The 12772-nt window shown below is 72.5% G+C and carries 12 protein-coding genes; 9 read left to right on the forward strand and 3 right to left on the reverse strand.

Annotated elements, in window-relative coordinates; genetic code table 11:
* Positions 1 to 207: 207 nt before the first annotated feature.
* The 8 genes from ABZY33_RS23705 (at position 208) to ABZY33_RS23740 (ending at position 10092) form a co-directional block, all read left to right on the forward strand.
* Positions 208 to 2148 carry an acyl-CoA dehydrogenase family protein gene (locus ABZY33_RS23705; RefSeq protein WP_356493641.1) on the forward strand — a complete coding sequence of 647 codons (1941 nt, stop codon included), beginning with the start codon at positions 208 to 210 and terminating at the stop codon, positions 2146 to 2148.
* Positions 2149 to 2222: 74 nt separating this feature from the next.
* Entirely contained in the window at positions 2223 to 2588 is a 366-nt protein-coding gene (locus ABZY33_RS23710; protein WP_356493642.1) for a hypothetical protein, read from the forward strand.
* 69 nt (positions 2589 to 2657) lie between these two features.
* A complete protein-coding gene (dxr, locus tag ABZY33_RS23715; RefSeq protein WP_356493643.1) occupies positions 2658 to 3929 on the forward strand; it encodes a 1-deoxy-D-xylulose-5-phosphate reductoisomerase in 1272 nt (423 codons plus the stop codon).
* Complete coding sequence (locus tag ABZY33_RS23720) at positions 3926 to 5227, forward strand: site-2 protease family protein (protein ID WP_356493644.1); 1302 nt, start codon at positions 3926 to 3928, stop codon at positions 5225 to 5227. The genes dxr and ABZY33_RS23720 overlap by 4 nt, the downstream gene beginning before the upstream one ends.
* A gap of 154 nt (positions 5228 to 5381) precedes the next feature.
* Entirely contained in the window at positions 5382 to 6539 is a 1158-nt protein-coding gene (gene ispG, locus ABZY33_RS23725) for a flavodoxin-dependent (E)-4-hydroxy-3-methylbut-2-enyl-diphosphate synthase (protein ID WP_356493645.1), read from the forward strand.
* A 319-nt stretch (positions 6540 to 6858) separates the two neighbouring features.
* Positions 6859 to 7707, forward strand: coding sequence for a GNAT family N-acetyltransferase (locus ABZY33_RS23730; RefSeq protein ID WP_356493646.1), 849 nt, complete (start codon positions 6859 to 6861; stop codon positions 7705 to 7707).
* Between the two features lie 52 nt (positions 7708 to 7759).
* Positions 7760 to 8314, forward strand: a complete 555-nt coding sequence (locus ABZY33_RS23735) for a GNAT family N-acetyltransferase (protein ID WP_356493647.1) — start codon at positions 7760 to 7762, stop codon at positions 8312 to 8314.
* 77 nt (positions 8315 to 8391) lie between these two features.
* Positions 8392 to 10092, forward strand: a complete 1701-nt coding sequence (locus ABZY33_RS23740) for a proline--tRNA ligase (RefSeq protein WP_356493648.1) — start codon at positions 8392 to 8394, stop codon at positions 10090 to 10092.
* 64 nt (positions 10093 to 10156) lie between these two features.
* Here ABZY33_RS23740 and ABZY33_RS23745 read toward each other — a convergent pair whose 3' ends face one another.
* The 3 genes from ABZY33_RS23745 to ABZY33_RS23755 are packed head-to-tail and all read right to left on the reverse strand — an operon-like array spanning position 10157 to position 12074.
* Positions 10157 to 11059: an aminoglycoside phosphotransferase family protein gene (locus ABZY33_RS23745; protein ID WP_356493649.1), complete on the reverse strand. Its 903-nt coding sequence runs from the start codon at positions 11057 to 11059 to the stop codon at positions 10157 to 10159.
* A 50-nt stretch (positions 11060 to 11109) separates the two neighbouring features.
* A complete protein-coding gene (locus ABZY33_RS23750; RefSeq protein ID WP_356493650.1) occupies positions 11110 to 11574 on the reverse strand; it encodes a ferritin-like domain-containing protein in 465 nt (154 codons plus the stop codon).
* 5 nt (positions 11575 to 11579) lie between these two features.
* Positions 11580 to 12074 carry a hypothetical protein gene (locus tag ABZY33_RS23755; protein ID WP_356493651.1) on the reverse strand — a complete coding sequence of 165 codons (495 nt, stop codon included), beginning with the start codon at positions 12072 to 12074 and terminating at the stop codon, positions 11580 to 11582.
* Between the two features lie 186 nt (positions 12075 to 12260).
* On the opposite strand from ABZY33_RS23755, the gene rimP reads away from it, so the two are divergent.
* On the forward strand, positions 12261 to 12770 hold the full coding sequence (gene rimP, locus ABZY33_RS23760; RefSeq protein WP_356493652.1) for a ribosome maturation factor RimP: 510 nt from the start codon (positions 12261 to 12263) through the stop codon (positions 12768 to 12770).
* Positions 12771 to 12772: the final 2 nt, after the last annotated feature.

The raw sequence follows: 12772 nt of genomic DNA on the forward strand, positions 1-12772 counted from the left end.
CGGGGATCGCCGCCCTCGGCCCGCACCCGGCGGACCGTCTCCAGGAGGGCGTACGGGTCGGGGACGCCGCCGCACTCGGCGGGTGTCGGCACGTGCCGGGGCCGCGCGAGGACTGGCCGGGACGGCGCGGATCGGGTACATACGATCGAGTAGCACCAGCCGGTAACGGGCCGGTCCGGTGCCCCGACGCGCGGCGAGGTGAACCTCATGTCCGCAACACCCAAGCCCCGGGCCAAGGTCTCCGAACGGGAGGCCCGGCAGGTCGCCGAGGACGCCCGTGAGCAGGACTGGCGCAAGCCCAGCTTCGCCAAGGAGCTGTTCCTCGGCCGGTTCCGGCTCGACCTCGTCCACCCGCACCCGGTCCCCGCCGACGAGGCCGCCCGGCGCGGCGAGGCGTTCCTCGCCCAGATGCGCGACTTCTGCGAGACGAAGATCGACTCGGCCCGCATCGAGCGCGAGGCGCGGATCCCCGACGAGACCGTCAACGGGCTGAAGGAACTCGGCGCGTTCGGGATGAAGATCGACACGAAGTACGGCGGCCTCGGCCTCACGCAGGTCTACTACAACAAGGCGCTCGCCCTGGTCGGCTCGGCCAGCCCCGCCATCGGGGCGCTGCTCTCCGCCCATCAGTCGATCGGCGTACCGCAGCCCCTGAAGATGTTCGGCACCCAGGAGCAGAAGGACGCGTTCCTGCCGCGGTGCGCGCGCACCGACATCAGCGCCTTCCTGCTCACCGAACCCGACGTGGGCTCCGACCCGGCGCGCCTGGCCACCACGGCCGTCCCCGACGGCGACGACTACGTCCTCGACGGGGTGAAGCTGTGGACGACGAACGGGGTCGTCGCGGACCTCCTCGTCGTCATGGCCCGCGTGCCGCGGTCCGAGGGACACAAGGGCGGCATCACCGCGTTCGTCGTCGAGGCCGCCGCCGAGGGCATCACCGTCGAGAACCGCAACGCCTTCATGGGCCTGCGCGGCCTGGAGAACGGCGTCACCCGCTTCCACCGGGTCCGCGTCCCCGCGGCCAACCGCATCGGCCCCGAGGGCGCGGGCCTGAAGATCGCCCTCACCACGCTCAACACCGGCCGCCTCTCCCTGCCCGCCATGTGCGTCGGCGCCGGGAAGTGGTGTCTGAAGATCGCCCGCGAGTGGTCGGCGGCGCGCGAACAGTGGGGCAAGCCGGTCGCGTTCCACGAAGCGGTCGGCGCGAAGATCTCCTTCATCGCGGCGACCACCTTCGCCCTGGAGGCCGTCCTCGACCTCTCCTCGCAGATGGCCGACGAGGACCGCAACGACATCCGCATCGAAGCCGCCCTCGCCAAGCTGTACGGCTCCGAGATGGCCTGCCTGATGGCCGACGAACTGGTCCAGATCCGCGGCGGCCGCGGCTTCGAGACCGCCGAGTCCCTCGCGGCCCGCGGCGAACGCGCCGTCCCCGCCGAGCAGATCCTGCGCGACCTGCGCATCAACCGCATCTTCGAGGGCTCGACCGAGATCATGCACCTGCTGATCGCCCGCGAGGCCGTCGACGCCCACCTCTCCGTGGCCGGCGCCCTCATCGACCCCGACACGTCGCTCGCCGACAAGGCGAAGGCGGGCGCCAGAGCGGGTGGCTTCTACGCGAAGTGGCTGCCGAAGCTCGTCGCCGGACCGGGCCAGCTCCCGCGCTCCTACGCCGAGTTCCACCCGGCGGGCCACCCCGACCTCTCCGGCCACCTGCGCTACGTCGAGCGCGCCGCCCGCAAACTCGCCCGCACCACCTTCTACGCCATGTCCCGCTGGCAGGGCCGCATGGAGACCAAACAGGGCTTCCTCGGCCGCATCGTCGACATCGGCGCCGAACTCTTCGCGATGAGCGCCGCCTGCGTCCGCGCCGAACTCCTGCGCACCACCGAGGAGCACGGCCGCGAGGCCTACCAGCTCGCCGACGTCTTCTGCCGCCAGGCCCGCATCCGCGCCGACGAACTCTTCGCCCGCCTGTGGACCAACACCGACGACCTCGACCACACGGTCGTCAAGGGCGTCCTCAGCGGCACGTACACCTGGCTGGAGCAGGGCGTCGTCGACCCCAGCGGCGAGGGCCCCTGGATCGCCGACACCACCCCGGGAGCGAGTCAGCGGGAGAACGTCCACCGCCCGATCCGCTGACGGCCCCGCCCGTCCTGGCGAGCGGACCGGCCGGTACTCTCCGGCGGATCCGTCACCACGACACCGGGGGCCCCATGCGCGACGAGACGAAGTACCGCGACGACCTGGAGCGCCGCTTCCTCGCGGAGACCCGGCGGATGCGCGGGCGCGGCCTGTTCCTGCTCTCCGCCGGCGGCCTCCTGTGGCTCTATGTCGTCCTCCGGCTCGTCCTGCCGTGGTCTGTCCTCGGCGCCGACCCGGATTGCGGCGCCCCGCTCTTCGAACGGCTCGAACTCGGCTACGAGGACAGCGTCCGCAATCCCTGCGCGGTGATCCCCTGGCCCACTCTCCTGGCCGTCCTCGCGGCCTCCGTGCCGTTGCTCGTCACGGGCGCGGCCCTGTACGTACGGGGTCTGGTCAGCGCCAATCTCAGCCACTACGTGCGGACGATGGCCTCCTGACATCACGGCCCCGGACCCGTACGGGGTAGCCCCGTCCGGCTCACAGCAAAGCCAGGCAACAATAGGGGGATGACCGACAGCCCATCGCCGCTCGCCGATCCGCACCTCGTCTTCGACCCCGCACCCGGCGACGCCCCCAGGGACATCGCCGTGCTGGGCTCGACGGGCTCGATCGGGACGCAGGCCATCGACCTCGTGCTGCGCAACCCGGACCGCTTCCGCGTCACCGCCCTCAGCGCCGCCGGCGGCCGGGTGGCCCTGCTGGCCGAGCAGGCGCACCAGCTGCGCGTGCGCACCGTCGCCGTCGCCCGCGAGGAGGCCGTGCCCGCGCTGCGCGAGGCGCTGGCCGCGCGGTACGGGCCGGGGGAGCCGCTGCCGGAGATCCTCGCGGGACCGGACGCGGCCACCGAGGTCGCCGGCCGCGGCGACTGCCACACCGTGCTCAACGGCATCACCGGCTCGATCGGCCTGGCGCCCACGCTCGCCGCGCTCAAGGCGGACCGCACCCTCGCCCTCGCCAACAAGGAGTCGCTGATCGTCGGCGGCCCCCTGGTGAAGGCGCTGGCGCGGCCCGGACAGATCATCCCGGTCGACTCCGAGCACGCCGCGCTCTTCCAGGCGCTCGCCGCCGGTACCCGCGCCGACGTGCGCAAGCTGGTCGTCACCGCCTCCGGCGGCCCGTTCCGCGGCCGCACCAAGGCCGACCTCGCGCACGTCACCGTCGAGGACGCGCTCGCCCACCCGACCTGGGCGATGGGCCCGGTCATCACGGTCAACTCGGCGACCCTGGTCAACAAGGGTCTGGAGGTCATCGAGGCGCACCTGCTCTACGACATCCCCTTCGACCGCATCGAGGTCGTCGTGCACCCCCAGTCCTACGTGCACTCCATGGTCGAGTACGTCGACGGCTCCTCCCTCCTCCAGGCGACCCCGCCCGACATGCGCGGCCCGATCGCGATCGGCCTCGGCTGGCCGGAGCGGATCCCGGACGCGGCCCCCGCGTTCGACTGGACGCAGGCCGCGAGCTGGGAGTTCTTCCCCCTGGACACCGAGGCGTTCCCGTCGGTGGGCCTGGCCCGGCACGTCGGGGAACTCGCGGGCACGGCCCCGGCGGTGTTCAATGCCGCCAACGAGGAGTGTGTGGACGCCTTCCTGAAGGGCGCCCTGCCGTTCAACGGGATCATGGAGACCGTCACCCGGGTCGTCGAGGAACACGGCACGCCGGCGGTGCCGGGAACTTCCCTGACCCTCGCGGACGTCCTCGAAGCGGAGACCTGGGCACGCGCCCGGGCCCGTGCACTGACCGATCGGGACCAGGCAGCCGCGGAGGCTCGTGCATGACGACCTTGATGATGATCCTCGGCGTAGTCGTCTTCGTGGTGGGCCTGCTCATCTCCATCGCCTGGCACGAACTGGGCCACCTGTCGACGGCGAAGCTCTTCGGCATCCGCGTCCCGCAGTACATGGTCGGCTTCGGACCGACCCTCTTCTCCCGGCGGAAGGGCGACACCGAGTACGGCGTCAAGGCGATCCCGCTCGGCGGCTACATCCGCATGATCGGCATGTTCCCGCCCGGCGCGGACGGCCGCATCGAGTCCCGCTCGACCTCGCCGTTCCGCTCCATGGTGGAGGACGCCCGCGCGGCCGCCTTCGAGGAGCTGCAACCCGGCGACGAGAGCCGCCTCTTCTACACGCGCAAGCCCTGGAAGCGCGTGATCGTGATGTTCGCGGGCCCCTTCATGAACCTGATCCTCGCGGTCGGCCTCTTCTTCACGGTCCTCATGGGCTTCGGCATCACCCAGCAGACGAACGTGGTCCAGTCCGTCTCGCCCTGCGTCATCCAGGCCAGCGCCGACCGGGACACCTGCAAGGCGTCCGACCCGAAGTCGCCCGCCGAGTCCGCCGGCCTCCGGGCCAAGGACAAGATCGTCTCGTTCGACGGCGTCACCACGGACAAGTGGAACGTCCTGTCCGACAAGATCCGCGAGAGCGCCGGCCGGACCGTCCCGATCGTCGTCGAGCGTGACGGACAGCGCCGGACGCTGAACGCGCACATCGCCACCAACCAGGTCGCGAAGAAGGACGCCAGCGGCCAGATCACCGACGGCTACGTCAAGGCCGGCTTCCTCGGCTTCACCGCCGCCACCGGCGTCGTCCACCAGGACTTCGGCGACTCCGTCACGTGGATGAGCGACCGGGTCGGCGACGCCGTCGACTCCATCGTCGCCCTCCCGGCGAAGATCCCGGCCCTGTGGGACGCGGCCTTCGGCGACGGCCCCCGCGACCAGGACTCCCCGATGGGCGTGGTCGGCGCGGCCCGGGTCGGCGGCGACATCGCGGCGCTCGACATCCCGGCCACCCAGAAACTGGCGATGTCGCTGATGCTGGTCGCCGGCTTCAACCTCTCGCTCTTCCTCTTCAACATGCTGCCGCTGCTCCCGCTCGACGGCGGCCACATCGCGGGCGCCCTGTGGGAGGCGCTGCGGCGCAACCTGGCCCGCGTCTTCCGCCGCCCCGACCCGGGCCCCTTCGACGTCGCGAAGCTCATGCCGGTCGCGTACGTGGTGGCGGGGATCTTCGTCTGCTTCACGATCCTGGTACTGATCGCCGATGTCGTTAACCCGGTGAGAATCTCCTGATCACATCTCATGCACGGCGGCCGCACACCCTGGGTGTCCGGCCGCCCACCTTCGGGTGGATTGCGGGCGCGATGTGCTCGGCCGCGCGCCGGTGACGTAATCTCGAAAGCCTCTGGACTCGGTCCTCGATCCATACCTTGGGGTTGCACAGCAGATGACTGCGATTTCACTCGGCATGCCGGATGTACCGCTCAAGCTCGCCGAGCGGCGCAAGAGCCGGCAGATCCAGGTCGGCACGGTGGCCGTCGGCGGCGACGCGCCCATCTCGGTGCAGTCGATGACGACGACGCGGACGTCCGACATCGGTGCCACGCTCCAGCAGATCGCCGAGCTGACCGCGTCGGGCTGCCAGATCGTGCGGGTGGCGTGTCCCACGCAGGACGACGCCGACGCGCTGCCCGTCATCGCCAAGAAGTCGCAGATCCCGGTGATCGCGGACATCCACTTCCAGCCCAAGTACGTCTTCGCCGCCATCGAGGCGGGCTGCGCCGCGGTCCGGGTCAACCCGGGCAACATCAAGCAGTTCGACGACAAGGTCAAGGAGATCGCCAAGGCGGCCCGGGACCACGGCACGCCGATCCGCATCGGGGTGAACGCGGGCTCGCTCGACCGCCGCCTGCTCCAGAAGTACGGCAAGGCGACCCCCGAGGCGCTCGCCGAGTCCGCGCTGTGGGAGGCGTCCCTCTTCGAGGAGCACGACTTCCGCGACATCAAGATCTCGGTCAAGCACAACGACCCGGTCGTGATGGTCAACGCCTACCGGCTGCTCGCCGAGAAGTGCGACTATCCGCTGCACCTCGGCGTCACCGAGGCCGGTCCCGCCTTCCAGGGCACCATCAAGTCGGCCGTCGCGTTCGGGGCGCTGCTCTCCGAGGGGATCGGCGACACCATCCGCGTCTCGCTCTCCGCGCCGCCGGTCGAGGAGATCAAGGTCGGCAACCAGATCCTGGAATCGCTCGGCCTGCGCCCGCGCCGCCTGGAGATCGTCTCCTGCCCGTCCTGCGGCCGCGCCCAGGTCGACGTCTACAAGCTGGCGGAGGAGGTCACGGCCGGTCTCGACGGCATGGAGGTTCCGCTCCGCGTCGCCGTCATGGGCTGCGTCGTGAACGGGCCGGGCGAGGCCCGCGAGGCCGACCTCGGTGTCGCCTCCGGCAACGGCAAGGGGCAGATCTTCGTCAAGGGCGAGGTCATCAAGACGGTCCCCGAGTCGAAGATCGTGGAGACGCTCATCGAAGAGGCGCTGAAGATCGCCGAGCAGATGGAGAAGGACGGCGTCGCCTCCGGCGAGCCCTCGGTAGCGGTAGCGGGCTGACCCATCCCGCGGCTGGGTTCCCCGCGCCCCTGAGAAGCTTGCGGCTTCGCCGCAGCCCCATCGGCCCCGATGAGACGGCGCACGCAGTGCGCCTCTCAGGGGCGCGGGGAACGGCGCGAGCAGCCACGACGGCGCGGCAGTCGGCGTACGGCCCAGGGGCGCGGGGAACGGCGCGGCCCGCCCCCACCGGCCGGCAGCCGACATGTGACCCAGGGGCGCGGGGAACGGCGCGAGCAGCCCCGCACAGGCCGAGGCGGCCCAAACCACCGGCAGGTACAGTGCGGAGACCAGCCCCCACCAGGCGAAGGCCCACCCGCACGTGTTGACTCAGACCACCACCCGGGTCCTCGAACCGAGCGACCTCGACGCCGCGCTCGCCGTACTCGGCCGCGAGCCGGTCGCCAATGCCTTCGTGACGGCCCGCGTCCGCGTCGCGGGCCTCGACCCCTGGCGCCTGGGCGGCGAGATGTGGGGCTGGTACGAGGACGGCATGCTGGCCTCGCTCTGCTACGCGGGCGCCAACCTCGTACCGATCTGCGCCACCGACCGGGCCATCCGCGGCTTCGCCGACCGCGCCCGCCGGGCCGGCCGCCGCTGCTCCTCGATCGTCGGACCGGCCGGCCCCACCGCCCAGCTGTGGCGCCTGCTCGAGGCGAGCTGGGGCCCGGCCCGCGACGTGCGGCCCCGCCAGCCGCTGATGGTGACCGACCGGATGCCCGCCGACGTCACCCCGGACCCGTACGTGCGCCGCATCCGCAAGGACGAGATGGACGCGATCATGCCGGCGTGCGTGGCGATGTTCACCGAGGAGGTCGGCGTCTCCCCGCTCGCCGGCGACGGCGGCCTGCTCTACCAGGCGCGGGTGGCCGAACTGGTCGGCTCCGGCCGCTCCTTCGCCCGCCTCGACGAGCACGGCAAGGTCGTCTTCAAGGCCGAGATCGGCGCCGCGACCGACGAGGCCTGCCAGATCCAGGGTGTCTGGGTCGCCCCCGAGTACCGCGGCCGCGGCCTCGCCGCCCCCGGCATGGCCGCCGTACTGCGCTACGCCCTCGCCGACGTCGCCCCCGTCGTCAGCCTCTACGTCAACGACTTCAACACCCCGGCCCGCGCCGCCTACCGCCGGGTGGGATTCGAAGAGGTCGGCGCGTTCATGAGCGTCCTGTTCTAGACCGCCCCGGGTCCCCGTACGCAGGCCCCGCCCGCCGGGGTACCCTCCGGGCATGCCGCACCGGAACCGTACGGACGACGCCGTCACCATCGGGCCCCTCGATCTGCACGCCCGCGTCGACGAAGCCCTCGCCGTCCAGGCGCACGCCTTCGGCCTGAGCGACGAGGAGATCGCGGTCCGCCGCCAGATCGTGCTGCGCCACATGACGTACACCGGCGCCCGCGCCCTCGGAGCCACCACGGACTCCGGCCGCCTCGTCGGCTTCGTCTACGGCATGCCCAACGACCGCACCCACTGGTGGTCCACGGTCGTCGAGCCGTACCTGCGCGCCCGCGGCCAGGACCACTGGCTCGACGACTCCTTCGTCATCACCGAGCTGCACGTCCACCCCGGCTACCAGGACCGCGGCATCGGCCGGACCCTCATCACCACCCTCACCGACGGCGCCGACCAGCCCCGCTCGATCCTCTCCGCGATCGACTTCGACAGCCCGGCCCGGGGCCTGTACCACTCCCTCGGCTACGACGACCTCTCCCGCCAGGTCCTGTTCCCCAGCGCCCCGAAGCCGTACGCCGTGATGGGCGCGCCCCTGCCGCTGCTGCGCTGAGCGGACCGATTTCCGGCCGCGCCGACCGCCCGGCTAACCTCCTGGGCACAACCCTTTCGTCGCAGGAGTCAAGAAATATGGCCAAGGCCCAGGTCCAGCGCATGTCCCGCTTGATGGTGAAGACCCTGCGCGACGACCCGGCGGACGCCGAGGTGCTCAGCCACAAACTGCTGGTCCGCGCCGGTTTCGTGCGTCGTACCGCGGCCGGCGTCTGGTCCTGGCTGCCGCTCGGCCGCAGGGTCTACGCCAACGTGGAGCGCGTCGTCCGCGAAGAGATGGACGCCATCGGCGCCCAGGAGGTCCTGCTCCCCGCCCTGCTGCCCAAGGAGCCCTACGAGGCGACCGGCCGCTGGGAGGAGTACGGCGCCGAGCTGTTCCGCCTCAACGACCGCAAGGGCGGCGACTACCTCCTGGGCCCGACCCACGAGGAGATCTTCACCCAGCTGGTCAAGGACCAGTGCACGTCCTACAAGGACCTGCCGGTGATCCTCTACCAGATCCAGACGAAGTACCGCGACGAGGCCCGCCCCCGCGCCGGCATCCTGCGCGGCCGCGAGTTCCAGATGAAGGACTCCTACTCCTTCGACCTGACCGACGAGGGCCTCGCCGCGTCCTACGGTCTGCACCGCGCCGCCTACCAGCGCATCTTCGAGCGCCTCGGCCTCGACTACCGCATCTGCGCCGCCACCGCGGGCGCCATGGGCGGCTCCAAGTCCGAGGAGTTCCTCGCGCCGGCCGGCGCCGGCGAGGACACCTTCGCGGACTGCCCGCAGTGCGACTACGCCGCCAACACCGAGGCGGTCACCTTCGCCCTGAAGCCCGTCGAGGCCGCCGACGCGCCCGCGCTCGAAGAGATCCCCACGCCCGACACCCCGACCATCGAGACGCTCGCCGCGTACCTCGACGTCCCCGCGTCGGCCACCCTGAAGAACCTCCTGGTCAAGGTGGACGGCGAGATCGTCGCGGTCGGCGTCCCCGGCGACCGCGAGGTCGACATGGACAAGGTCGAGGCGCACTTCTCCCCGGCCGCCGTGGAGCTGGTCACGGCCGAGGACTTCGAGGGCCGCGACGACCTGGTGCGCGGCTACGTCGGCCCGCAGGGCCTGGAGAAGGTCACCTACCTCGCCGACCCGCGCGTCGCCCCCGGCACCGCCTGGATCACCGGCGCGAACAAGGCGGGCGTCCACGCGAAGAACGTCGTCGCGGGCCGCGACTTCGAGGTCTCCGCCTACGTCGACGTCGTCGTGGTGCAGGAGGGCGACCCCTGCCCCAACTGCGGCACCGGGCTCAAGCTGGACCGCGCCATCGAGATCGGCCACATCTTCCAGCTCGGCCGCAAGTACGCCGACGCCTTCCAGCTCGACGTGCTCGGCCAGAACGGCAAGCCGGTCCGCGTCACCATGGGCTCGTACGGCATCGGCGTCTCGCGCGCCGTCGCCGCCCTCGCCGAGCAGCACGCCGACGACAAGGGCCTCATCTGGCCCGCGGAGATCGCCCCGGCCGACGTGCACGTGGTCGCCGCCGGCAAGGCGCTCCAGACCGAGCTGGCCCTGGACGTCTCGGAGCAGCTGGCCGCGGCCGGTGTCCGCGTCCTGGTCGACGACCGCCCCGGCATCTCCCCGGGCGTGAAGTTCACCGACTCCGAGCTGATCGGCGTACCGAAGATCCTGGTCGCGGGGCGCCGCAGCGCCGACGGCGTCGTGGAGCTGAAGGACCGCCGCACCGGCGAGCGCGAGGAGCTGACGGTCGCGGAGGCCGTCGCCCGTCTCACCGCGTGAGCCCACCGCACACAGCAGCGCCCCGGATGCACGGCATCCGGGGCGCTGCCTCGTCCGGAAGGGCTCAGAGCCAGCCCGCGAACTCCAGCAGGTTCTCGCCGTCCCGCTCCCGGCCCACCCGCAGCGCCCGCACCCCCGACTCGACGGCCCGGAACAGCGTCCAGCCGCGCAGCCGCTCCTGGTCCACGTCGAGCGACTCGGCGAGCCGCTTCACGCGGCGCCGGGTGATGGCAGGGCCCGACGGCGAGCCGATCAGGTCCTCGACCCGGTCGCGCACGAGCCGGGCCAGATCGAAGGCGCGTTCGCCGACGACCGGGTCGGGGCCGACCGCCAGCCACGGCATCCGCTCGCCGGAGACCACCTTGGACTGGCGGAACGTGCCGTGCAGCAGCCGCAGTTCGGGCGGAGCGGCCACCAGCTCCTCGCGGGCCGCCACGGCCGCGTCGACCAGCGGGGCGACCTCGGGGAAGGCGGCCACGGCCGCCCGCATCGCCGTCGCCTGCCGGCCCGTGCGCTCCGGCACGGTCTCGCAGTTGCGCCCGGCCGGCGGCTCCGTCCACAGCCGCCGCAGGGTCCCCGCCGCCTCCAGGAGCGCCTTCGCCTCCGGCAGCGTCCGTACGGAGACCTCGGGGTGCAGCCGCTCCAGGAGCAGCGCCCCGTCGTTGGTCCCGGGATCGAGGAGGCGGACCGCACCGAACCCGTCCCAGTGCGTCAGCGCCGCCCGCTCCGCCTCCGGCCGGAACCGCTCCGGCGCCAGCTTGAGTACCGCGGGCGCACCCTCCGCCGTCCTGACATGGGCGACCAGGCTGCTGCGCCCGCCGGGCACCTGCACCCGCTCGACGGTGACCGCACGCCGGGCCGCGGCCTCGTCGAGCAGGGCACCGAGCCGGCCGAGCCAGGCGCTCGCCCCCTCGTCGCGCACTTCGCCGAGAGCGTTCACCAGCCGCTGCGGCGGTTCGAGAGCCATGCGCGAGAGATTCCCTTCCGAGCGGCGCAGCCACCGCATCCAGTGGCTGCTTACGTACGCGAGGACGCCGAGGGTGACGCGGAGGGCGCCGCGGCCCGTTCGGCGAGCCCAGGGAAGGCTACGCTCCCGCCGCGCCATCGCACCGCACGGACCGCCGCCTCCCGCAGCGCGTCCGCCGCGTCGCGGCGCCGCGCTCCGCTCGCCGCCCGCACGAGGTCCGAGTAGGCGCCGGCGACCTTGTCCTCGATGTCCGCGGCGAGCCGGGCCGCCGCGGCGGCGTCCGGCACCGGGAAGGGCAGCGCGTACGCCCCCGCCGACTCCTCCGGGCCGGCGCCCAGGTCGCGCACGGTGCGCCGCAGCCCGTCGCGGCGGGCGCGGTGCGCGTCGTACGCGGCCCGCGCCTCCGCGCGGCGGCTCTGCCCGATCCGGCCGCCGACCACCCCGTACCCGTACACCGCCGCGTGCTCGGCGCGCAGCGCCGCCTGCACCGACGCCAGCAGTCCGTCCTCGTCCATCGCTCTCAGCCCTCCGTCAGCAGGTACGCGTGGCCGGCCCCGGCCGCCGCCACCGAGGCCAGCAGCCGGGCGTGCTCGGCGGGGGTGCCGGGGTCGGCGAGGGCCGACATGCGCTGGTCCGACAGGGCCCGCTCGGCCGCCGCCAGCGCCTTCAGCACGTCCTCCTCGGCGACCGGCGGAGTGGACGCCGACGGCGGGAGCGCGGACGGCCTGGCGGCCCCGCCGAACGCCGACACGTGCCGCTCCACCTCCGCGCGGAGCGGCGCGAGCCGGTCCGTGAGCCCGGGCCGCGCGGCGAGCGCCGCGTCGTACCGGCCCAGCAGGTCCGCGCTCTCGCGGGCAGCCCGCGCCCGCAGCCGCTTCTCCTGCGCGAGCGAGGGGGCGCCCTGGGTGCCCGCGCCGCTCCCGTCCGAGCACCCGGTCAGCAGCGCGGCCCCGGCCAGCGAGGCGAGCAGAGTTCTACGGCGGGGCCCCGGTCGGGCCTGAGTGGTGAGCGGCACGGGCGGTCGTCCTCGGCAGAGTGGCGGCGGTGTCGGCACGACCGGGACGGCGCGGCCGGTGATCACCGTACCGCCGCCCCTCGCCCGGTGGACCGCAACACCCCCCTGGACCGGATACCCTTTGACCTGACGCGCGACGGAACGCCGACCCACCACAACAGCACACGCGGCCGAGGAGTCACCCGGATGAGCACGACCCAGAACGAGAGGCTGCGGGAACTACTGGAACCGCTCGTGGGCTCCCAGGGGCTCGACCTCGAAGAGATCGAGATCGCCTCGGTAGGGCGCAAGCGGGTGCTGCGCGTCGTCGTGGACTCCGACGAAGGAGCCGACCTCGACCAGGTCGCCGATGTGAGCCGCGCGCTCTCGGCGAAGCTCGACGAGACGGACGCGATGGGCGACGGCGAGTACGAGCTGGAGGTCGGGACGCCGGGCGCCGAGCGCGCCCTCACCGAGCACCGGCACTACGTCCGCGCTACGGACCGCCTCGTCCGGTTCCAGCTGACCGACGACTCCGAGCTGGTGGCGCGCATCCTCCGGGTCGACGACGACGGACTCGACCTCGAAGTACCGGGCGTGAAGGGCCGCAAGGCCACCGCCCGACGGCTCGGCTTCGGTGACATCGCCAAGGCGCGGGTCCAGGTCGAGTTCAACCGCAAGAACAAGAACGACGCATCAGAAGCAGAGGAGGCGTAGCC

Source organism: Streptomyces sp. NPDC006552 (assembly GCF_040611655.1).
In the GTDB taxonomy this organism is placed as follows: domain Bacteria; phylum Actinomycetota; class Actinomycetes; order Streptomycetales; family Streptomycetaceae; genus Streptomyces.

Coding starts and splice junctions, on each gene's coding strand:
- ispG (WP_356493645.1), top strand. CDS start 5,382: ATGACTGCGATTTCACTCGGCATGCCGGATGTACCGCTCAAGCTCGCC.
- ABZY33_RS23710 (WP_356493642.1), top strand. CDS start 2,223: ATGCGCGACGAGACGAAGTACCGCGACGACCTGGAGCGCCGCTTCCTC.
- dxr (WP_356493643.1), top strand. CDS start 2,658: ATGACCGACAGCCCATCGCCGCTCGCCGATCCGCACCTCGTCTTCGAC.
- ABZY33_RS23745 (WP_356493649.1), bottom strand. CDS start 11,059: ATGGCTCTCGAACCGCCGCAGCGGCTGGTGAACGCTCTCGGCGAAGTG.
- ABZY33_RS23735 (WP_356493647.1), top strand. CDS start 7,760: ATGCCGCACCGGAACCGTACGGACGACGCCGTCACCATCGGGCCCCTC.
- ABZY33_RS23705 (WP_356493641.1), top strand. CDS start 208: ATGTCCGCAACACCCAAGCCCCGGGCCAAGGTCTCCGAACGGGAGGCC.
- ABZY33_RS23750 (WP_356493650.1), bottom strand. CDS start 11,574: ATGGACGAGGACGGACTGCTGGCGTCGGTGCAGGCGGCGCTGCGCGCC.
- ABZY33_RS23720 (WP_356493644.1), top strand. CDS start 3,926: ATGACGACCTTGATGATGATCCTCGGCGTAGTCGTCTTCGTGGTGGGC.
- ABZY33_RS23740 (WP_356493648.1), top strand. CDS start 8,392: ATGGCCAAGGCCCAGGTCCAGCGCATGTCCCGCTTGATGGTGAAGACC.
- rimP (WP_356493652.1), top strand. CDS start 12,261: ATGAGCACGACCCAGAACGAGAGGCTGCGGGAACTACTGGAACCGCTC.